The sequence below is a fragment of the Pseudoalteromonas sp. Xi13 genome, from assembly GCF_003952205.1.
Classification (GTDB): domain Bacteria; phylum Pseudomonadota; class Gammaproteobacteria; order Enterobacterales; family Alteromonadaceae; genus Pseudoalteromonas; species Pseudoalteromonas atlantica.
Genome location: NZ_CP034439.1, coordinates 2,778,417 through 2,800,801 on the forward strand (window position 1 = coordinate 2,778,417; position 22,385 = coordinate 2,800,801).

The window sequence follows — 22,385 nt, forward strand, 5'->3', positions numbered from 1 at the left end:
AATGACTATGATCGTTGCACCAAACACAGTAGTAAAAATGCATTATTCAGTACTGGATAACGATGGCAATACCATTGATAACTCTTTTGATGGCGAGCCACTGGTTTTTATTATTGGCACAGGCTACTTAATCCCAGGGCTTGAAAATGCACTCCAAGGCAAGCAAGCCGGTGATACATTAAATGTAAAAGTAGAACCTGAAGAAGGCTACGGCGAACGTCACGATAACCTAATGCAAGCGGTGCCTAAGTCGATGTTTGATGGCATGGAGATTGAAGTGGGTATGCAGTTTAGAGCGTCAACTGATGATGGTGATCAATCTGTGATGATTATCGAGATTCAAGATGAAGACGTTATAGTTGATGGCAACCACCCGCTTTCGGGTATTACCCTTAATTTTGATGTAGAAATTTTAGAGGTGCTCGAAGCAACCGAAGAAGAGCTTGCGCACGGCCACGTGCACGGTGAAGGCGGTTGTGGTCACGATCACTAATCATACCGCCGTTTATAAAAAAAGCGCCTAAGGCGCTTTTTTTATAACATATTATTGTAGCTCGCGGTTTTTATTGGCGCCGGTTCCTCTAAAGGAGTTTCACTGGGTGTTATTTTACCCTCAAGCGCACGTAATAAGCCTTGCTGATCGTTTGTTCCCACTCGGTACTTAGTACCGTCTTTTAAGGTTAACTGTAGCGCACTAAACCCGGATACAGAATACACCCACCCATCATGCGTAATACGAATACCAATACCATGGCGGTAAGAGTTTTGCACCGCTTTAGCCTCTACTATGTCAGCTAGTGCTAATCGTTGCCCCGCAACGCCAGGGCCAAAAGCCCAACTAATTGTTTGCTCGTCAACTTTTACAGTTAAGCCATGAAACAAAAAACCGACTAAAACCAATACACCGGCAAATACCATTAATGGCACATCGGCGCCCATTAAGTTCCAGGCTAAGGCTACAAAGCCGCCTATCCATGCTAAAACAAAAAATATAAACACCGCATATTGTTTATGCTGATACATAACGCTCTCTTTATTATTAAAAACTGTACACCAACGTGGCGCTTAATTCTGAGTCGTATTTAAGGTTATCGTCTTCAGGTTTTGAATTATAACGATACATGTAGGCAAACTTTAACGATACCGCACCTATAACTTGACTAATCAAAGCGGTTTCTGACTTCAAACGCGAATTTAACCCCGACAAAGACTGCTCAATACTCACATCTTGATTAAAGCGCGTGCGCTTTGATACCAAACGCTCCCACTGCATTGCGATACGTACTAAATAACCGGTTTTGTTTTCATCTTCTTCGCTTACCTCTGACTCATCATCAGCGACGGAGCGATATAAACCTGGGCCAATATCAATATCTACTTTATTTTTTACACCTTGATAAACTCTGGCACCATAGCCGGTAGCCACTGTACTTTTGTAATCTAGGCCACTAAATTTATCTTCTTCGTAGTCACCGTAAATAAAAAATGAAGAGTTTTTAACGCCCACTTTGTAGTTACCCTGTGCAGAGACAAAAATACGGTCTGCCGTTACATCGGTTTGCCCTGTATCTTCGTTTTGATCTCGTTTATACAAGGTGTCTAATTTAAATTGGTTACGCCAATTTTCGAAGTCTTGGTATAAATTTCCTCTAAACTTAAAGCTGGTAGAGTTAGTATTACCCTTACTTAAAATTAAGCCAAACTCCGTATCGCCATAGAGCATTTCGCCTTTATGTAGCTCGTGAATTTCTTCATCAGAGAGTTGTCCATATTCATGAAAGTCTTCAAATGGATCAACAGCCCAACAGCGGCTGCTCATTATTAAAAACACGAATAGTAAATACTTATGCACGGTAAACTCTCTTGCACATACAAACAAAACTGCTTACTCAGCGTGCTCTGTTTCTTTCCACAAAATATGACAAAACGGCGCGTCTTTATCACGGCTAATTAAAATTTTTGCAAATAACACATCTTCGTTTTCAAACTCTAACCCCACTAGCACTTGCACAAATAACTCCGGCTCTATTTCAAGTGCAACAAAGTTTTGCCATTGCTCATCAGGCTCGCCCTCTTCAATAAACCCAAGCTCTTCTCGATATTCGTTAAAGTCTTCAACATCTTGTTCGCTAAGATTATTTGGCGCCAGCTCTAAAAAAATATCGTACGCTTGATGGGTAACTTCTTCTTCGCTATATAAACGTGGGCCTGACATGGGTAAAACCTCAATGCATTTTAAGTGCGCACATAATATCAAAACTCATCTGTGTTTTGAGAAAAAACAGCTAAAAATAATGACTTTTTTGTTACCAGCTCATGCGCAGTTAAGCTTAAATAAGATTCAAAGTGCTTTGACTAAAAAAGTTAAAAATAATTCAATTTATTTTTTATTATAAAACAAACCGTTACTTTACTTAGTACGGCGTACATCATAAGCTCAAACACATAATAATAGGAGAGCGCAATGATAAAACTAGAAATACAACAAGGCATTGCTAACGTTATTTTAAGCCGCGCAGAAAAACAAAATGCACTTAGCTTTGATATGTTCTTGCAATTAAACAGTACTATTAAACGTATAAAAAAAGATAAAAGTGTTCGCGCCGTAGTGATAAAAGGTGATGGTGAGCATTTTTGCTCTGGGCTTGATGTGGCTGCAGTGATGGCCTCACCATTAAACATTGTTAGGCTGTTGCTAAAATGGCTACCTGGCAATCAAAACCTAGCGCAAAAAGTGGTTCTGGGCTGGCAGTCGTTAAGCGTACCTGTGATTGCGCAAATAAACGGAAATTGTTTAGGGGGTGGGCTACAAATAGCGTTGGGCGCCGACTATAGAATTGTTGATACCCACGCAAAACTAGCCATTATGGAAGCGCGTTGGGGGCTATGCCCCGATATGGGCGCTAATGTAGTGCTTGCTGGTTTATTAAAGCGCGACCAAGCACTGTGGCTGGCAAGCCACGCCAATCCTATTAGTGCACACACGGCCTACGAGCTGGGGTTAGTCACAGAGCTTACAGACAATACCGAACAGGCCACACAGCGCATGTTAAATATATTACGTGAGCGCTCCCCCGATACACTAGCAGCGATAAAGCGCGTTACTCAACAAAGCTACACAACAAACCAACGACAAATTTTAGCTAAAGAAACGTTTAGCCAAATTCGCTTGTTACTCAATCCTAATACTAAAAAAGCAATTGCCAAAGCAAAAGGGAAAACAGATATAAGCTATGCAAATTCAAAGCGCTGGTAAGACTAAATTAGCATTTAATAATAGTGCGTATTTGCTAACGTTAATTTCTTTCTATATTAATGAGCCATTATCATGAAGTACTTGCTTAGCAGTGCAATTATTTTACTGTGCTTAGGGTGTGCTAAATTAATAATGCACTTAATTGGTGGCAGCTTCCCTGCACCGCTCCTTGGCATGGTTATTTTACTGAGTTTATTACTGTTAGGTGTAGTGAAAGAGCACCATATTAAACCCTCGGCCTCCCCTATTTTAAATATTATGCCAATATTTTTTATACCCGCGGGGGTAGGATTTATCGAGCACATTGCACTTATTAAGCTGCATTGGCCCTATTTGGTTTTGGTTATTTTGCTCGTCCCTGCCAGTACGCTTTTACTGGTAAGCAGTGTTGTTGGCTATGTTAAAGGTAAAAATAACAATGACTGAGCTGCACCTTACGCTATGGTACTTAACAACTCCCGCTATTATTTTGCTGTTTTTATTATTAAGAGCGTTTAATAAACACTGGCAGCACAGCATAGTAAAGTCGCTCACCAACCCGGTGTTTTTAAGTATTGCGATTATTGCCTTAGTGCTTGTTAATTTAAAATTACCTTATGCTGATTTTTCTAGGCATAGCCAACTACTTAGTTGGCTATTAGAGCCTGCTATAGTGGCACTGGCCTTACCTTTGTATCAGCAGTTTATACATGTAAGAAAAAATCTACTGTTAATAGTAAGCACCTGTAGCTTAGGTATTATTAACGCCACTGTGGTGGCTTTTATTTTAAGTATTTTATTTGATGTACCCGCCAATTTAAGCGCCTCCGTAGCTGCATTAAGTGTAACTACGCCTATTTCGTTAATAGTTACTGAGTCCTTAGGGGGGATTAGCTCTCTTGCCGCAGCATTAGTTATATTTATTGGCTTACTAGGTGCACTCTTTGGGTTAATGCTCATTAAGTGGGTAGGTGTTAATAACCACCAAGCTCAAGGAATAGCAATGGGAACTGCGTGCCATGCTATAGGCACCGCAGCAGCACTAGACGAGCACCCAAAAATAGGCGCGTTTTCCTCGGTTGCTATGGCTTTAAGCGCATTATTAACCGCCATAATAGCCCCCGTGCTATATCCTTTTTTAGTCAACACTTTGCTATAGTTAGCAAAAAATAATTACGCAATATAAAGAGCCCACTATGATCAGTTCTGAAATAGAACAATTTGAAAAATACTACACCATGCTCACTGAGTATTTAGTTACCTACAGCATGCAAATTGTGGGTGCTGTTTTTATTCTTATACTAGGTTTGTGGGTGGCTAAAAAACTCTCAAATTTAGTCGCTAAATTGATGGCTCGTCATAATGTCGATATCACGCTTACCAGCTTTGTCAGTAACGTGGTAAAAGTATTGCTTATTGTGATGGTTGTAGTGATAGCGCTTGGCAAAATAGGCATTAGTGTTACCCCCTTTGTAGCGGCTATAGGTGCAGCCTCTCTAGGTGCGGGTTTGGCCTTACAAGGGATGCTTTCAAACTATGGCGCTGGCCTTGCTATTATTGCCACGCGCCCTTTTGTGGTAGGCGATACCATTGAAGTAAAAGGGGTCAGCGGCCAAGTAAAAACAATTGAGCTGGGTTACACCATTTTAATTGATGAAGAAAAAGTAGAAATCACTATTCCTAACAAGCACATAGTGGGTGAAATTATTCACAACTCATTTAGCTACTCGTTAGTTAAAGGAGAAATAGACATAGCCTATACTGCCTGCGCTGATACCGCTGTTAGCCTTATTGAAGAAGTGTTAAAGGCTCATGATCAGGTGGCTCAAAACCCTATTTCTCAAGTGGGCATAGAGCGCTTTGCCGATAGCGGCGTAACCATTAGTTATCGCTATTGGGTGCCAACAACCAAAATAATAGAAACCAAACTTGCTATTAACGCAGGCGTTTATAAAGCCATTAATAGCGCTGAGATAGAAATACCCTTTCCGCAGCGGGTGGTTACTATTAAAGAGCGCGACCTTTCTTAATAAAAAACAAAGCCGCTTAATGCGGCTTTGTTGTTTTTTAGCTTAAAGCAGTAATAAACTGCCTAACCCTAAAAAGGTCACAAACCCAACTATATCAGTAACCGTGGTTAATATTACCGAGCCAGAAAGCGCAGGGTCTATTTTCATTTTGTCTAAAATAGACGGTATAACAACCCCAGCTAACGACGCAGCAACTAAATTAAGCAATATAGCAACGGTAATTGTAATGCTTAGCATTATGTCGCTAAACCAAACAAAGGTGAGCGCGCCAATCACTAATGCCCACACTAAGCCGTTCACCGCCCCCACCCGTAGCTCCTTTTTTAAAAGTGCATTGCGGTTAGAGTCGGTTACCTGGCCAAGCGCTAAACCGCGCACTATTACCGTTAAAGTTTGACTCCCGGCGATTCCGCCCATAGAGGCCACCACAGGCATAAGTACCGCCAGTGCCACAACCTGCTCTATTGTTGCGCCAAATAAGCCAATAAACCAAGATGCTAAAAACGCAGTGGCTAAATTTATACCCAGCCAAATTCCCCGGTTTTTAGCACTTTTTCTTACACTGGCAAACAGGTCTTCGTCTTCGCGTAAACCACCAGCTTTGGCCGCAGCTTCATCGGCAATTTCTTGGCGTAGTTCGTATGCCGAGCTAATGGTTAAACGCCCGACTAATTTGTTATCGGTATTAACCACCGGCATGGCCATTTTTTCACTGTGAATAACCACTTCTGCCGCTTCGTATAAATCATCATCTGCATGTAATGATGAAAAATCATAGTTTGCCAGCGCCAATAGGTTATCGCCTTCATCGGCTTTTATTAAATCATTTACTGCAAGTTCACCTATTAGGCTGCCTTGGCGGCTAACTAAATACACAACTTCGCTGTATTGCGGCAAACCTTTGTGCAGTAATTTTTTAACGCCTGCAATTGTTGCTTTTTCAGTTATTTTTAGAAAGTCGAAACCAACCCAGTGACCTAATTGCTCAGGCGGATACTGCTGAGCAAGATCGTATTGTTTCGTTTGTGCTTCATCGAGTTGCTTTTTAGCATAATCAACAAAGCGCTCAGGAATAACCTCTTCAAGCTCAAGTAATTCTTCAACATTCACTTCATCTAATAGCGCGTATGCCTCGCTATCATCTAAGGTTTGTAGTAACCATAAGCAGCTGTCATCGCTCAGGGTGACAAATATTTCATGCTGCGTGTCTTTATCTAATAGCTGCCAAATTTCTAGACGCTGTTCTTTTGGGATGGCCTCAAAAAGTAGCGATAGGTGTTCAGTAGATAAATTAAGCTGTGCATCGGCTAAAAGCTGGCTTTTTTGCGTGTGTGTTTCGCATTGTAATAAATCGTTTATTAGCTGCGGTAGTTGGTCGACTGGATACTCAATCATCTTGAAACCTTAAATTTTAAAATGCACATTGCTTATAGTTTACTTGAACAATAAAAAATTGCAGAAAAAACCTAAACTTATTAAGACGCTTTAAGCTTTGATGGTTGAAACTGCGCTCATTATTTTTGCGCATTGTAGGGGTAAAAACACCAGCGATACTACTGTTTATTTTAAAATTAAAAAAGAAATTATTGGCCTTATTTTTAACCAAAAAAAAGCCCATAACGCTAAGCTGTTATGGGCAAAGTCACACAATGAAAAAGGGGGATTAAAATCTATCGGTTAAGTTACGTATTAGGTCAGAGTCCACAAACTGCGTGACCATTGCAGCACCCCATGCATATGCACGTTGTATTGGGTAGCCTTTAAATATCCAGCGTTTACGAACATGGTTAAAACGCTGCAAATACTGCTGCTTAGCACGCGGCAAAGGTGTACTACTTAGCTTATCCCACGCTTTATATACGCCCGACATGTCAGAGCCGCGCATAAAACGTTGCAACCAACGCGAAAAGCGTGAAAAGCTAATGGTTGACTGAAAATCAATGATATAAGGCTTGCCATCGCTACCACATAATATATTGCCCATATTACGTAAATCTAAATGCACAATGCCTAGGCGGTGCATTTTTGCAACTTGGCGTTCAAGCTCAATAAAAAATTCAACAGGCAACGTCTCCCCCTGGTGTATTAAGCTTCTAAGCGGCGTGCCTTCTATGTAGTCATACGCCACCGCTATCGGCGATAAACGGCTAAACCGATTAGCAACTGCATCAAGCTGTGCTAAGCGGCTCAATCCTTTAAATTCTTGATTTACAGAAAGCTTGGCAAAGGTTTTACGAATAAACCACGGGCTTTGGCTAAAGTCTTTTACTATTAAGTCAAACGTATCATCTTTGTACCTGTATACAATTGCGTTCGCAAAACGCCCTTTATGAACAACACTTAAATACTGTTGCATAAATACATGTTCAGGAAACTGCTGCTGTAATTGTGATAACAACTTATTTTCAATCATAACAAACCTAACAAGATGATAACTTTAATTGCCTAGGCAACTATATTAGCAAAGTTAGATTTGCCGCACAATTAGATCTAGTACTTAGCAGGCTAAGTTTTTATTGAAACAGTATCGCTAAAATGTTGATAATCTTTTTTAGAGATTTATGAAGGTGTATCTAGGTTGTTTATTGCTCGGTTTAGTAAGTCCATAACGCTGTGTTTTTCATTTTCAGAAAAGCCGCTAAGTGCTTTTTCGTACACTTGATTTACTAAGGGCATTATTTGCGGATAAAGCGCTTTGCCTTTATCACTTAAACTTAAAAGTGTAGAGCGCTTATCAAACTCACATTGTGTTTTTTCAATTAAATCTTTTTCTTCTAAACGCTTTAACAAACGGCTCATCGCGCCTTTATCGTACACCATATGATCGCTCAGTCCGGCTAATGTGTTTACTGAGCCACGCGCTAATAGCACTACCACAATATATTGCGCAGAGGTTAAGTCCATACAATCGAGTTGGGCATCAATGTGTGTAGCAATTTTTGAACGTAAAAACGATATCAACCGGCCTAGGTCTTGCTCTGCTACGAGCGTTTCGGGGTCGGCGTTTTGTACTGAAGGCATACTTTGTTGCATATAAGGGTTACTCTGTTTATTCAAAATGCGTGTAATAGACTACACATAATTAATAAAATTCCCTAGGGTTAGCGAACTTTCAAAAATAAAAATTTGTTCTACCTAGGGTCTGACATGTTGGGCGTTAATACGCCTATGCCTTTGCAGCAACCTTAAAATATAAGCACAGCTTTACCAAATAAAAGTACCTTGCTAAAAATTCACCTCAAAAAGTAAACAGCCTCTAAACCATTTTGTATTTAAAATAAAAAGCCGCAACATAAGTTGCGGCTAGTAGTGGTTTATGCAATGACGTTTTAAACCTTAAACTGCCCTATTAATTGTCCTAGGTTTTCACCGCGCCCTGCTAAATGCTGGCTAACCTCAGAGGTGGCCTTACTTGCTTGGGTTAGTTCATTAACAATTTCTTGAATGGCAAACACATTACGGTTTATCTCTTCTGTCACTGAACTTTGCTCTGTTGCAGCGGTTGCAATTTGCGTACTCATGTCGTTAATGGTGGTAACCGACGTAGTCACAGCACCTAAACTTTGCGATATATCGCGCGATGACTCAACTGAGCGATTACAACTTGCTTGGCTCGCCTGCATGGCATTTACCGCGCCGCCCACTAAGTTATGCAATTCACTTAGCATTTCACTAATTTCATGGGTACTAAGTTGCGTACGACTCGCTAAGCTTCTTACTTCATCAGCCACCACGGCAAAACCCCTACCCTGCTCGCCCGCACGTGCGGCTTCTATAGCGGCGTTAAGTGCAAGCAAATTAGTTTGCTCGGCAATGCCACCTATTACACTAAGTACACTGTCTATTTTTTTAGATTGCTCACTTAAAGAATTTACCTGATCAGCAGCTAGGTTAATCTCGCCCATAAGGTTGGAAACTTCACTTAGTGATATATCTACGCACTCTTGCGCTTTTGCCACTTCTAGCGTTGCCGTATGAGTAGACTCAGCAACTTGCGTGGTATTTTTAGCCACTTCGTGAGAGGTGGCCGACATTTCGGTAATCGCTGTGGCAACTAGGTCTGTTTCGTGGTTATGATTGAGCAGTTTATTTTCAAACAGTTTTGTTTGCGAATTAATATCGCTTGAGGCATTTTTTACATCATTAGTAACATCAGCCACATTACTTATAATGCTTTGCAGCTTGCTAACAAACACATTAAACGATTCGCCCAACTGCCCTATTTCATCGTGTGTATGTATAGCTAGGCGTTTTGTTAAGTCGCCTTCACCTTTAGCAATATCATCTAAGCTTTGGCCCATTATTTGGATAGGTTTAACCATAGCGTTAGACGCTAAAAGTGCGCCCACTACGCTAACCACAACCCAAAATAAGGCAATTAATAACAAGGTGGTTATTTTTTCGCGAGTATGTGATTGCATAGTCTGTTTATAATTTGCAAGCTCTGTTTGTATATCATCCATATAGGCACCCGTACCAATCATCCAATCGGTACCTGGTATCATTACGGCATACCCTATTTTCTCTACTAACCCGTTGGTATTTGGCTTTTGAAAATGGTAATTAAATGCCCCGCCACCTTTACGTGCTTGCTCTAATAATCCAACAATTATTTTTTTACCATTTGGGTCTGTCATCCCAATTTTATTTTGCCCTTCAATAGCACTTCCTAACAGGGCATGAAACACGCTAACGCCACGTGTGTCGTAAATAAAAAAGTAACCGTCGTCACCAAAAGTAAGCTCCCTAAGGACATTTTTAACACTTTGTGTTGATCCGTTATCCAACTGATGGCGTACCAACTTGCTTGCTATTTCCACTTCAGTGGCAAGTAGCGTGTGTTTGTCTTTAATGAGTTTAGATTTAATTGTTTCAAAATTTTGTTGCTGGTTTTGCGATTCTAAATAGTACGAGCTGGCCATTAAGCTAATTAATAACAAGCTCAACGGTAAAATAGCCAGTAATAAAAGTTTATTTCTCAAGCTTAAGTTACTCATTAAATCTCCACAAATAGGGTATGCACGTTATCACTGTCTGCTTTGCAGTAATTAACGCAATAAAGTAAGCATTTAATATGTCACTATTTATATCAATTTATAAATAGCGCAGGGGGTTGCCAAGGGCTGGCAAGGTGGGCGCATTATAATTAGATTACAGCGCTTTAGATATACATTATCACTCGACATTAGTCGCAATTTTTTATCGAAAACACTGTGCAGTAAGGCGTTTTCATTACCTTTTACTTAGTTAACCCTCAAGCAATCCCACCACGATTCATCTCACATTAAGGTAGCCAGGCATTTTTATTTAACATATAATCATCACAATTCTAATAATAAATACCTATACAAAAAGCGGGACAATGTTCAACGTTAACTTAGGCTGTGGTTTTTAAAAATAATAATGAAGTACTTCTTATATCTAACGTTGTTGATTTGTTTAAACGTGTGCGCTCAACCTGCTAACAAGAGCATTGCCTTTTATTACTCATCCCCCATGCCATTGGCCGAAATGACCTTTTATTCACGGGTTGTTGTGCAGCCGCAAAGCATTACTCAACACGAACTTAATTGGCTTAAAGAGCGCAACACTCGCGTATTCGCTTATTTAAGTGTGGGAGAATCGTTTACTGAAAATGAATCCTCAGTAGCAAAAAACCCACACTGGAATAGCCATATTGCTGATTTAACCGCTGAGCATTGGCAACAACACCTGCAAAAACAAGCACGTGAATTACAACAACGAGGCTTTAACGGTTTATTTTTAGATACGCTCGACAGCTACCAATTATTAAAACCCGATTACGATAAAGCGGCTCAACAAGTGGGGCTTGTGAATATAATTAAAGGTTTGTCGAGTACATTTAATAAACATTTAATTTTAAACAGAGGGTTTGAGCTACTGCCACAGCTTAACGATTACGCCTCTGATTTAGTTGCCGAGGGTCTATTTAGCCACTTTAATCCAGTAGATAACAGCTACAAACTTACCACTGAGAACGATCAAGCTTGGTTAAATGAAAAGCTCCATAAAGCACAATCACTGGGCTTTAACGTACAGGTAATTGATTACGCTAAACCACAGCAGCGCCTTGCGATGGCTAAGCAAATTATTGCCCAAGGTTATGCTCCTTGGGTTACTGATGGGCACCTTCAAACTTGGGGGACATCAAATATACAGCCAGTGCCTAGGCGCATACTTATTCCATACAACAGTAATGTAAAGCCACTTATATACACCACGGTTCACCTAAAGCTTGCCACAATGATTGAGTATTTAGGCTACATACCTGATTACATAGACATGGCTAACACGCCTTTACCTAAAGTAGATACCAGCCTCCATGCTGGCATTATCTCTTGGACGACGAGCGATCAATTTTATAATGCACAGGTTATTGAGTGGCTCGAAAGTAACTTAGGCGTGGTACCGCAACTGGTACTTGGCGAGCTCCCTCCTTCTAATAAGTTACTTGAAAGCTTAGGAGTCGAGCCTTTTAATTTGCCTTCAAATGGGCCTTATAAACTCGCGGCTATGGCATCTTGGCTCAAAGGTGAGTCAACCACTGCGCCCGCTATTGTAAAGCCCTATTTATTAACACTTGCAGAGAATGCGCAATCATTAATATCAATACACGCTGAAGATGGCACCACCCTAACCCAAGGAAGTAAAACTAAGTACGGCGCACTTATCGCTGCACCTTGGCTTATAGATACGTTGCCTATGGAGGGCAGTAACTGGGTTGTAGACCCCAAAGCCGTGTTAACTAAGGCAATGGGGCTTGCGCCTATACTAGCCCCAGATACAACTACATTAAGCGGCCGGCGTATGCTAACCCTTCATATTGATGGCGACGGCTTTACAAGCATTGCGCACTTTGCAGGTAAACCTTACGCAGCAGAAGTTGTGCGCGATGAAGTTATAAAAAAATACAAGCTACCACTTACCTCCTCAATTATCCAAGCCGATATTGAGCCTAACGGATTGCATGGCGCTGACAGCCCAAAGCTTGAAAAAATAGCCAAAGAAATTTTTGCGCTTCCTTATGTCGAAGTGGCATCACACACTTACAGCCATCCCTATTTTTGGACAGCCTTATCAGGTAGAAAAGAAATAAATAAAGACGACACCGACTACGGGTTTCATTTAGATGTACCGGGATATGACGCCATCGATTTAAATAAAGAAATAACCGGCTCAATAAATTACATTAATGAGCGGCTCGCACCAAAAAATAAAAAAACAGTGATGATGCTATGGTCGGGTGATGCAACCCCAGGCCCAAAAGCCCTCGAACTTGCGCGCGATGCCGGTGTAATTAACGTTAATGGAGGAAATACCGACGTAAATGCCGACAATCCAAGCTTGTCGCATATATCACCTATTGGCCGTCCTGAGCGAGATTTGCTGTATCAAATATACGCCCCCATTTTAAACGAAAATGTTTACACCAATTTATGGCACGGCCCTTACTATGGTTTTAAGCGCTTAGTAGAAACATTTGAAATAACCGAGAAACCATACAGATTAAAGCCTTACACAATTTACTTTCATTTTTACTCTGGCGAAGTGCCAGCAGGGCTTGATGCGCTGCATTACAATATTGATTACGTATTAGCCAGAGAAAATACCCCGGTGCATTTAAGTCAATATGCACGCATTGCCAAAGACTTTTATTTTTCTGCGCTTGCTAAAAATACGCGCGGCGAATGGCTATTTAGTTCTAAATATATAAAAACGCTGCGCTTGCCTGTTATTTTTGATGTGCCCAATATGACTAACAGCCACGGTATTTTAGGGGTAACCGCGCAAGGAAACTATATTCACGTGGGCGATGAAATAGCCACAATTAACTTTGATCATACAACGCCAGATAACCAACCTTATTTGCTCTCCGCTAATGTCGCGTTTAGTAATTGGCAGGTAAACGGCCCTGTCAGCTTTAAAGCGTGGATTGAGGCTAAAATTGAGCTTAAAAATGCTCGCAGTTGTCATTTCATTTCGCATATGGGAAAGCGCTTTAGCGGAAAAACCTTTGGCAATACAACGCAGTTTTCATTACCTGCTGGCGAATTTTATGGCTATTTAAACTGCGCAAGAAGGGCTCAATAATGAATAACAAAAAGCGCCCTCACTTAGTATCAGTTAAAACCATTTTAATTATATTAGCGGTAAGTTGCTTTTCACTTTACGCGCTGTTTCCGCACACCTTATTTTTTGAAGATGACTCGCTATCACAAGATTATACCTTTGAAAAAACCTACTTAAATGCCGCATTAAGTAGCGACCCTAATAATGAAAAACTACGCGCCAAAAAAATAGCCATTCACCTGAGCTTAAATGAGTATTCGCAAGCGACTAACGAGCTTGAAAAACTCCCTAAAAGCGATACAAAAACTGAATTAGAAATAAAACTTTTATACGCATTGTGGGTTGATAGCGGCGCAAATAAAGATGACCGTTTTGAAGAACTAACACTTAAACTTGCGGCATTTAAACACTGGGATAGCCAGTTATTAAATATAGCTAAAGCCACGGGGCTCAATGCAAACGTAGCACAATATTATGAGCAACACGCGCAGCCATTATTAGCCGCTGATTTTTGGTTAGGCGCAGGTGAGCCTGGCAAAGCGCTCGCTATTTATAAAACCCACATTAATGCCGATGTAGCCCAAAAAGCCATTGAAACCGCACTGGGTGCTAACAATCCAAAACAAGCTTACACATGGTGGAAAAAATACGGTGATACCGCTAATACCGAGCGTACATTATATTTTGCAAGCTTAGCGGGTGATAATAAAGAAGCCTTAAAAACAGTAGAAACATTATTAAAAACTCAGCCTAATAACAGCGAATATTTAACCAAAGCCATGCATTTAAACTTAGCCAATGGCAATGCAAACGCAGCTGAACAATTAATCGCAAAGTTATTACTTAAAACACCCAATGATAAAGCGCTAAGGCTTTTAAATTGGAAAATTATGCGCTGGCAAAATAAGCCTAAACAGGCGCTTAAAGAATTTAAATGGTTAATGGCCCATAAAGCCGTTGATGTAGCTATGCTGACCGACAGCATTAATGATGCGAATGCCTTATACTTATATCAAGATGCCAACGACATTTACGAATATAAAGCGCAAAACCGACAGCTTAAAGGCAACGGATTTGCAAATTGGATGCAAACCAACGAATTTATTGGTAATGCAAAACAAGAGCTTAATCATATTGAGCGCTATGAGCAAATAAACGGAAAAACACCTCTTTCACAATATTGGAAAGCCAAGGTGTTACACGATACCGGTAATTTAGCTGGGCTGAGAGCCTTGTGGCCTCACTACGCAGGGCCAAAAAACGAAGAAGACTTACTCTGGCTTGCAAGAGCGCATTGGTTAAACGATGACTTTACAACCGCTTTGGCCATTTTAAAGCAAAAAGCACGTAGTAACGATGATGAGTTTTGGGGTGCCCGCGTCGATATGGCTTTGCGTGTAAATGATAAAAAAGAAGAGCTGTACGCTTTAGAGCAATTAAAAAACATCAGCCCACTGAGTGTAGGTGATATGCTGCATTATCAGCAGCTAAAATTTGCCGACAACCCACAAGGGTTATTAAATTACCTATGGCAACAAACCGCACTCACTGATAGACAGTTAATCCAAATTACTTTATTAAGCACGCAAATTGGCGATGAAGAACACGTTACTCGTGCTCATCAGGCTCTTGAAAAACAACGTTATAATAAAGCGCTTTACCCTGCATGGCTAATATTATCAAACTGGTACCAAAATCAAAGTGACTTAAATTACGCATACACAACACTTAACCGCGCAGCAAAACTAAGTGAATACAATCCCGATGTGGTACTAGCGCAAGGCTGGCTTGCATTGCAAATGCACGACACCATTATGATTAAGCGTATTTTAGCTAACTACTCACGCAATGAACCCAGCCGAGAGTGGGCACAATTATTGGCGAGTTTATCTATTCATCAAAAAGCCTTTAATAGTGCTTATTTTTATCTGCGCCAATTAGCCATTAGTAACCCTCGAGATTTAACTACTTTAGTAAATTTAGCCGATGTTATGAACCAGTTAGGCTACTACGCTAATGCCAGCGAACTTAAACATTATTTATTAAACCATTTACCAAAAGACAAATACGCATACCGAGGTTTAATGATCCAATGGGCCGGCGCAATGGCCGTGCCCCACTTACGCCAATTTAGCAGCTTAGATGACATAGCGCCTGAGGCTATAAACAACGCAACCGCCAACTGGTGGTTAGCCAGACGCGCAGCACAAAAGCTTGAGCCATGGCAAAAGCTACAATTGGCTATGAGCAACGGCGAGTTTAATAAAGTAAAGGCACTGGTAAATACGCAAACGTTAGGAAAAATAGATGAGCTAAGTGCTTTGCTCTATTTAAGGCAGCCTTATGCAACTATGCAGCGTTGGTATGAGGAGTTAACACAAGAGCCAACACAAGCCGAAACGTCTTTATTACGTAACGCCCGCACCAGCTACTTTAGAGCATTAGAGATTAACCTATCCCCTGAGGCCGGTTTAAATACCAGCCAGTACGATGTAAATGTTTATTTTCCGTATGCTAAAGGGCAATGGAAACTTAGCATTAGCAATCAACAAAACTTAAATAACAACGGCTTACTGTTTGCCATAGAAGATAAAATGACGTGGGGTCGTTGGTACTTTAATGCAAAAGTAGACTCTCATCAGGGCAATTTAATGAGCCGCCAAGGCTTGAGCCTAGATGCGCGTTACCAGTGGGACTCGCGCACGCAGGTAGGTGTAAAACTTGAGCACAACGTTGAAAACCGCCAATCAGAAACCTTACTTAGCTTTGCTAAATTAAATAAAACCACGGCTTATATAAATTACGCTATTGATGGGCGTCAAAACGTGCAGTTCTCGGCAGCCGCCATGGCATTTAAGCGCCGCAGTGATAGCTCAACGCTTATCAGCGGGCAAGAATATAACGCCCGTTATCAATACACTATTTTAAAAGACCGCCCTATTTGGAGTACTTATTTTAGTGCTCAATGGCAAGACTTTGAACGCACATTAGCCCCTTTAGGCATAGATCAAAGAGCGCGACCGCTGCTTATTAATATACAACCTTTTAGGCGCTTTGCTCTGGGCACTTCGCTTTCGTCAAACTCAAACTTAGCTCCCCCTTATTTAGGCGAAAGCCCCTCGTGGTTATTCGACATCAGTACGGGTTATCAAACGTTAAACGACACCCTCGACATTTCAGTATCAAGTGGTGCGGGCTGGTCAGTGCTAGGGGATGATTTATTTAAATTACAGCTGGGTTATCAAAGTAGTAATAAAGTGGGTAACTCAGATACACAATTACAATTAGGCTATTACGTACATTTTTAATGTTAGGAGAGAATATGTTTCGTTTAATCATACCGTGTTTGGTATTAGTGCTCAGTGCATGTACCACCAGCCGTGTGGCTGATGATGTAGAGCTAGGTCCATCAACTACCGTGGCTTTAATGCCTTTGGTAAATCATGCGCAAACCCCCTTAGCCGGTGAACGTGCAGAAGATATACTTGCAAGTATTTGGCAGCAAAATAAGCTTCCTACGTTATTACGTGCACCGCGCAGTAACACTAAAGACCTTCCGCCACTTGACGATCAATACCGTCTTGATAACGCCATGCAGTGGTTAAGCACACAGCAAACAGACTATGTGTTATCAGGTAGCATAGAAGAATGGCGTTATAAAGCGGGTCTAGACGGCGAGCCGGTAGTCGCACTTACACTTAGCTTAACGGCCAAAGGTCAAACAACACCACTTTGGACGGGCACTATCGCAAAAAGTGGCTGGGGACGCGACAGTATTGCCGCGACAGCACAAGATGTCATCGCCGATTTAATTTCGTACATTGAGGTTAGTGAGTGAAAACACATTTTTTTCGACCAAGAGAGGTCCCTGAGCTACAAATTTGGGCTGAGGTAATTGTATTTACCGCGCTTGCAATTGTGCTGCCGGTTATATTTAACGCCGAAGACCCCTTTTGGACGGAAAATGGGTTTTCGTGGCCGGTACTTGGGCCGCTGTTAGTGGCTTTGCGCTATGGTTTTTCAAAAGGCTTTATAAGCATATTATGTTTATTAGCCGGGCAATTGCTGTTAAGCAAAAGCGAAGTATTAGCGCAACCTAACGAATTTAATATTAACGCCATGATTGGTTATTTAATTGTAATTATGATTGCTGGCGAATTCAGAGATGTATGGGAGCGCACTAATCAACAGCAAAGTATTGAGCTTGAGTATGTAACTAACCGATTAGAAACCTTTACCCGCCAATACCATTTAATAAACTCATCCCACGACCGGATTGAGCAAATGTTAGCAGGTCATACTCTTAGCCTGCGCGAATCGCTCCAAGCGGTACGGGCCGTTATAGGGCAACTAACACAAAGACGCTTAGACAGTGCGGCAAATAGCATTTTAAACTTATTTGTTGAATATGGCTCACTTGAAAAAGCAGCGCTTTATAAAGTAGAAAACCACACCATAATAGAGCAGCCATTAGCAAGCATAGGTGCTATGGGCGAGCTAAATAGGGAAGACCCCCTTATTAAAGCCATGTTTGAAGAGCGCGAGCTGGTTTCTGTTAAAGAGGTTAAAAATAAATTTAGCCAATACCATATTGCTATCCCATTGGTTGATATTAATAACACTATTTACGGGGTAATTTTAGTACAAAGCATTCAATTTTTTGCCCTTAAAAACACCACACTTACTTTGCTAGCTGTTATGGCCGGTAACATTGGCGATTTGCTGCGTCATGAAATTACCAACCCGGTAATGACCCCACAAGAAACCCCTTATTTTGTAAGGCAACTACGCAGGGCGAACAAAGAAGCTAAACGCTATAATATTCCCTCGCAGCTGCTTAAACTCAAAGCAATGCAAACAAGTGAAGAGTCGCGCCAATTATTAGAGTATTTAAGTGAAGCTCGCAGAGGTTTAGATATTTATCTTTACGATAGTCAAAACCACACACTTTTACTGCTTATGCCAATGGCAAGTGAACTGGACAAAAGTGGCTTTATATCGCGTATTAATACTTGGTGTATCGAGCACTTTGGTAAAACCGTTGAGCAACTGCAAATTAAAATAGAAGAACAAATGGCATTGCCTATAAGCAGCGAACACATCGCTAAGTTAGTTGCATCCCATGATTAAAATTATCGTTGCCACTTTTATTGGCTGTTTATGTGAATACTTTGCTTTTGCGCATATTTTAGATGCGCCTAACTGGCTGTTAATTGTTTTATTACATGGCATTGCTAGCCTGTGCTTTACCTTTGTAAGCCATGCTTTTATTCCTAACAAATACAAAACCACCTTAAAAAGTGGTTCGGCACTGTTATTTTTACTGCTATTTACCTTGCCTGTATTTGGTATTTTAGGGGTGGTATTTGCCATTACTTTTGCCCTTAGTAAACCGCTTAAAAACAACGACATTGATATTGTAGAGCACAAGGTTCCTGCCCTGCCCTTTGAAGCAAGAAGTGTTTCAGCAACGCCTATTTACTCTATGGGTGGACTAAAAGCTATTTTAAAACACGCCAGTGAGCCAAATAAACGCCTAAGTGCAGTAATGGCTGCACGGCACATGAGCGATGCCCAAGCTATTCCTATACTCAAGCTGGCTTTAAAAGACTTAGAAGATGATATTCGCTTACTTGCCTATTCAACTCTTGATAGCAAAGAAACTAAACTGAACGAAAAAATAAGCCAATGCCAGCACGCTATAGCCAATACCACGCAACAACCTAAATTAAGCAATCTGCAACGCCAACAAGCCGAGCTTTATTGGGAGCTTAGTTACTTAGGCTTAGCACAAGGCGCACTTAAAAGGTACGTACTAGAAAAAGCAGAAGCACTAACCTTAACAAGTATAAAGTTTAACCCTCAGCCAGCAAGCTATGTGTTTTTAGGGCGAATTCAACTTGCGCTCGGTAAATTAGATGAGGCGCAGCAAAGCTTAAATTTAGCCACGCAATTAGGCATGGCTAGGCGCCACGTATTACCTTATAAAGCCGAAGTTGCCTTTGGATTACACAATTACACAGACTGTCAGCGCTATCTTGAAGAGCTAGCACTACAGCCTAAAGGCTCTGAGTTACGCCATTTACAGGAGTATTGGCATGAGTGAAAAAAAAGCCGACATTTTACTCTTACTTGAAGGCACTTACCCCTATGTACGGGGCGGCGTATCGAGCTGGGTACACCAAATTATAGAAGGCCTGCCTCACTATAACTTTGAATTAGTGTTTGTTGGTGGCGCACCCGAACACTACGGCGACATTCAGTACACGCTACCGAGTAATGTGACTAAGCTGCATGTGCATTATTTAGTTACGCAACACAGTACAAAAATAAAAGCGAAACATGGCGTTAAATATAAAAAAGAACTGTTTGATTTTTGGCAGCAATTGCAAGGGTATTTCCGTGACTGTAAAGACCCAATACCGACGGAGTTGGTAAAGTTTGCCTTTGAAAATTTAGCTAAAAAAGACGGCATCAACGAAGCCGATTTTTTATACAGCGAGTCGTCGTGGCAGGTGCTGGCAAACTATTATTTAACCTATTGCGATGAATCGTCATTTATCGACTTTTTTTGGTCGTACAGAAATTTGTATAAACCACTGTTTAAAATAGCCGAAATAGCCCGTTCACTCCCCGATGTTAAACTTATTCATTCTATTTCGACAGGCTATGCTGGCATATTGGGCGCAGGTGCAAGCGTTATACACAACACGCCATTTTTGCTTACCGAGCACGGTATTTATACTAAAGAGCGTAAAATAGATTTAATACAGGCCAGCTGGATAAAAGAGTCTGAACAAAGCCTAGGTAAAAACCTAAATACTGAAATGGGCTTTATTCGCCGAATGTGGATCAGCTTTTTTGAGCAAATTGGCCGCACTACTTATAACCAAGCCGACAAAATCATCTCGCTTTATGAGGGGAATAGACAAAGGCAAATTAAAGATGGTGCCAGCGAAAGTAAAGCCTCGGTAGTGCCTAATGGTATAAAAACAAAACGCTTTGTTGATGCGCTTAACGCAAGACCTAAATCGGTCCCTATGGTGGTTGGGTTAATTGGCCGTGTAGTGCCAATTAAAGATATTAAAACCTTTATTCGTGCTATTAAAGAGGTCCAAGCCGAGCTGCCAGAGATAGAAGGCTGGATCATAGGCCCTTTTGAGGAAGACCCACAGTATTACAAAGAGTGCCAGCTACTAGTAAGCAGCCTAGATTTAGACAAAAACATTACGTTTACCGGCATGAAAAACATCGTCGAAATACTCCCAAAGCTAGGTATTGTTGCGTTGACTTCAATTTCTGAAGCTCAACCATTAGTGCTGCTTGAAGCAATGGCAGCAGGCGTACCTGTACTTGCAAGTGACGTGGGCTCGTGCCGAGAAATAATAGAAGGGGCAAGCGAGGAAGATAGGACCCTTGGTAAAGCTGGCGAAGTAGTTTCTATTGCCTCACCCAGCGAAACCGCACAGCAAATAATCACCCTATTGGAAAATGAGCAAACATGGTATCAGTACCAACAAAACGGCCTCAACCGTGTTAAAACATACTACGACGAGAGCCATATGTTTGCCCGCTACGATAAACTTTACAAGGATACAATCGCATGGCCGGAATAGGTTTTGAGATACGTAAAATTCTCAAAAAAAACACCCTACTCTCTGTTTTTGAAGCATACGGTTATGCGGGATTAATAGGCTCAGGCCCTTGGCTGCTTTCTATCATTGCGCTCATGCTAATTGGTATTTTAAGCCTAGGTGTCGTGCTGCCAAAAGTATTAATTATTCAGTTTTTAACGCTTATTACGTATATGATGGCAGCGTCCCTTATATTGACCGGCGGTCTGCAGCTATTATTAACGCGTTTTGTTGCCGATCTGTTTTTTCAAAAAAAGGACGAGCAGGTGCTGCCTAATTTACTTGGCGCGCAGCTAGTTACCACCCTTGCCGCATTACTGATTGGCTTAGCTGTATGGCCAATACTACCGCTACCTGTTGTGACTAAAATAATAATATTAGGGGCGTTTGTAAGCTTATGTAACCAATGGCTTGGCGCTATATTTTTGTCGGGAATGAAGGAGTACCGGCTTATTTTAGTGACCATGTTAAGCGGTTACAGCTTTATGGTGTTACTGGCATTTTTACTGCGCGACTGGCAAATAGACGGGTTGTTTTTTGCTTTTTTTGCCGGTGAAGCGCTGCTCTTTTTTAGCTTTTTGTTTATGATTATTCGTCGCTACCCTGGCGGTAGACTCATTAGTTTTGATTTTTTAAACAACAAAAAAGTGTATTACAGCCTATTTTTTTGTGGGCTTTTTTACAACATAGGCGTGTGGGCCGATAAAATTATTTTTTGGTACTCCCCCGCTACCTCTATTCAAATTATAGGCACATTAAGAGCAAGCCCTATTTACGACTTGCCTATATTTTTAGCCTATTTAACCATTATTCCAGGAATGGCGGTATTTTTAGTCAGAATGGAAACCGACTTTGTAGAACAATACGACCGTTTTTATACCGCTATTAGAGGTGGCTCATCGCTTGAAGAAATTTTTTACCTAAAAGATAAAATGGTGCAAACAGCGCAAGGCGGCCTTTACGATATATTTAAAATCCAAGGTATAACCGTTGCGTGCTTATTACTGTGGGGCGAGCAAATACTGACCTTTATAGGCATAGACCCTAACTATAAAACATTACTGTTTATTGATGTGGTGGGTGTAGGTGTACAGGTTATATTTTTGTCTATTTTAAATATTTTATTTTACTTAGATAAGCGTGCCACCGTATTATTTTTATCTGGGCTGTTTTTGTTTATCAATATCGTATTTACGATTACCTCAATTGCATTAGGGCCACAGTTTTATGGTTACGGTTTTGCGCTCTCGACCATAATTACATCTGTAATTGGTCTGTATTGGCTATCAAAACAATTTGAAGAGCTTGAGTACGAAACTTTTATGCTGCAATAATATATTATAAAAGCGGTATAAAAGTCGTCTTCTTTTACGTGACTGAAAACGTACTGAGTTT

At 41.0% G+C, this 22,385-nt stretch carries 19 protein-coding genes; 12 read left to right on the forward strand and 7 right to left on the reverse strand.

The features are described 5' to 3' along the window. The first annotated feature begins 7 nt into the window (after window positions 1–7). The gene (locus tag EJ103_RS12480) at window positions 8–493 is read left to right on the forward strand and encodes a peptidylprolyl isomerase (protein WP_126007930.1); all 486 of its coding nucleotides are present in this window, start codon (window positions 8–10) and stop codon (window positions 491–493) included. A gap of 41 nt (window positions 494–534) precedes the next feature. On the opposite strand, the gene EJ103_RS12485 is transcribed toward EJ103_RS12480, so the two are convergent. Genes EJ103_RS12485 through EJ103_RS12495 form a run of 3 tightly spaced genes read right to left on the reverse strand, consistent with a single transcriptional unit; the run spans window position 535 to window position 2,215 of the window. Then, on the reverse strand, window positions 535–1,023 hold the full coding sequence (locus EJ103_RS12485) for a hypothetical protein (RefSeq protein WP_126007932.1): 489 nt from the start codon (window positions 1,021–1,023) through the stop codon (window positions 535–537). Between the two features lie 16 nt (window positions 1,024–1,039). Then, complete coding sequence (locus EJ103_RS12490) at window positions 1,040–1,852, reverse strand: DUF481 domain-containing protein (RefSeq protein WP_004586215.1); 813 nt, start codon at window positions 1,850–1,852, stop codon at window positions 1,040–1,042. Between the two features lie 33 nt (window positions 1,853–1,885). After that, a complete protein-coding gene (locus EJ103_RS12495) occupies window positions 1,886–2,215 on the reverse strand; it encodes an HI1450 family dsDNA-mimic protein (protein WP_029771932.1) in 330 nt (109 codons plus the stop codon). Window positions 2,216–2,464: 249 nt separating this feature from the next. Between EJ103_RS12495 and EJ103_RS12500 the strand changes: the two genes are divergently transcribed. The 4 genes from EJ103_RS12500 to EJ103_RS12515 all read left to right on the forward strand — a co-directional run bounded on the left by EJ103_RS12500 (window position 2,465) and on the right by EJ103_RS12515 (window position 5,265). Then, window positions 2,465–3,256, forward strand: coding sequence for a crotonase/enoyl-CoA hydratase family protein (locus tag EJ103_RS12500; RefSeq protein ID WP_126007934.1), 792 nt, complete (start codon window positions 2,465–2,467; stop codon window positions 3,254–3,256). Window positions 3,257–3,328: 72 nt separating this feature from the next. Then, entirely contained in the window at window positions 3,329–3,682 is a 354-nt protein-coding gene (locus tag EJ103_RS12505; protein ID WP_004586211.1) for a CidA/LrgA family protein, read from the forward strand. Further along, window positions 3,675–4,394: an LrgB family protein gene (locus tag EJ103_RS12510; protein ID WP_126007935.1), complete on the forward strand. Its 720-nt coding sequence runs from the start codon at window positions 3,675–3,677 to the stop codon at window positions 4,392–4,394. Before EJ103_RS12505 ends, EJ103_RS12510 begins: the two co-directional genes overlap by 8 nt. 37 nt (window positions 4,395–4,431) lie before the next feature. Next, the gene (locus tag EJ103_RS12515; RefSeq protein ID WP_029774567.1) at window positions 4,432–5,265 is read left to right on the forward strand and encodes a mechanosensitive ion channel family protein; all 834 of its coding nucleotides are present in this window, start codon (window positions 4,432–4,434) and stop codon (window positions 5,263–5,265) included. A gap of 42 nt (window positions 5,266–5,307) precedes the next feature. On the opposite strand, the gene EJ103_RS12520 is transcribed toward EJ103_RS12515, so the two are convergent. The 4 genes from EJ103_RS12520 to EJ103_RS12535 all read right to left on the reverse strand — a co-directional run bounded on the left by EJ103_RS12520 (window position 5,308) and on the right by EJ103_RS12535 (window position 10,262). After that, a complete protein-coding gene (locus EJ103_RS12520) occupies window positions 5,308–6,660 on the reverse strand; it encodes a magnesium transporter (protein ID WP_024033089.1) in 1,353 nt (450 codons plus the stop codon). A 268-nt stretch (window positions 6,661–6,928) separates the two neighbouring features. After that, window positions 6,929–7,678: a hypothetical protein gene (locus EJ103_RS12525; RefSeq protein ID WP_004586207.1), complete on the reverse strand. Its 750-nt coding sequence runs from the start codon at window positions 7,676–7,678 to the stop codon at window positions 6,929–6,931. A gap of 146 nt (window positions 7,679–7,824) precedes the next feature. Beyond that, window positions 7,825–8,298, reverse strand: coding sequence for a MarR family transcriptional regulator (locus EJ103_RS12530; protein ID WP_052026274.1), 474 nt, complete (start codon window positions 8,296–8,298; stop codon window positions 7,825–7,827). Window positions 8,299–8,594: 296 nt separating this feature from the next. Next, window positions 8,595–10,262, reverse strand: a complete 1,668-nt coding sequence (locus EJ103_RS12535) for a methyl-accepting chemotaxis protein (protein WP_126007937.1) — start codon at window positions 10,260–10,262, stop codon at window positions 8,595–8,597. Between the two features lie 406 nt (window positions 10,263–10,668). Here EJ103_RS12535 and EJ103_RS12540 point away from each other — a divergent pair, with 406 nt between their 5' ends. Genes EJ103_RS12540 through pelG form a run of 7 tightly spaced genes read left to right on the forward strand, consistent with a single transcriptional unit; the run spans window position 10,669 to window position 22,324 of the window. Continuing rightward, window positions 10,669–13,377 (forward strand): endo alpha-1,4 polygalactosaminidase, encoded by a 2,709-nt coding sequence (locus tag EJ103_RS12540; protein ID WP_126007938.1) that lies wholly within the window; start codon window positions 10,669–10,671, stop codon window positions 13,375–13,377. After that, window positions 13,377–16,664: a tetratricopeptide repeat protein gene (locus EJ103_RS12545; RefSeq protein ID WP_126007940.1), complete on the forward strand. Its 3,288-nt coding sequence runs from the start codon at window positions 13,377–13,379 to the stop codon at window positions 16,662–16,664. Before EJ103_RS12540 ends, EJ103_RS12545 begins: the two co-directional genes overlap by 1 nt. Before the next feature lie 14 nt (window positions 16,665–16,678). After that, on the forward strand, window positions 16,679–17,194 hold the full coding sequence (locus EJ103_RS12550; protein WP_055252862.1) for a hypothetical protein: 516 nt from the start codon (window positions 16,679–16,681) through the stop codon (window positions 17,192–17,194). Further along, window positions 17,191–18,486: a PelD GGDEF domain-containing protein gene (locus EJ103_RS12555; RefSeq protein ID WP_126007942.1), complete on the forward strand. Its 1,296-nt coding sequence runs from the start codon at window positions 17,191–17,193 to the stop codon at window positions 18,484–18,486. Before EJ103_RS12550 ends, EJ103_RS12555 begins: the two co-directional genes overlap by 4 nt. Next, a complete protein-coding gene (locus tag EJ103_RS12560) occupies window positions 18,479–19,462 on the forward strand; it encodes a protein PelE (protein ID WP_126007943.1) in 984 nt (327 codons plus the stop codon). The genes EJ103_RS12555 and EJ103_RS12560 overlap by 8 nt, the downstream gene beginning before the upstream one ends. After that, on the forward strand, window positions 19,455–20,972 hold the full coding sequence (gene pelF / locus EJ103_RS12565; RefSeq protein ID WP_126007945.1) for a GT4 family glycosyltransferase PelF: 1,518 nt from the start codon (window positions 19,455–19,457) through the stop codon (window positions 20,970–20,972). The genes EJ103_RS12560 and pelF overlap by 8 nt, the downstream gene beginning before the upstream one ends. Next, a complete protein-coding gene (gene pelG, locus EJ103_RS12570) occupies window positions 20,960–22,324 on the forward strand; it encodes an exopolysaccharide Pel transporter PelG (protein ID WP_126007947.1) in 1,365 nt (454 codons plus the stop codon). Before pelF ends, pelG begins: the two co-directional genes overlap by 13 nt. The last annotated feature ends 61 nt before the right edge of the window (window positions 22,325–22,385 follow it).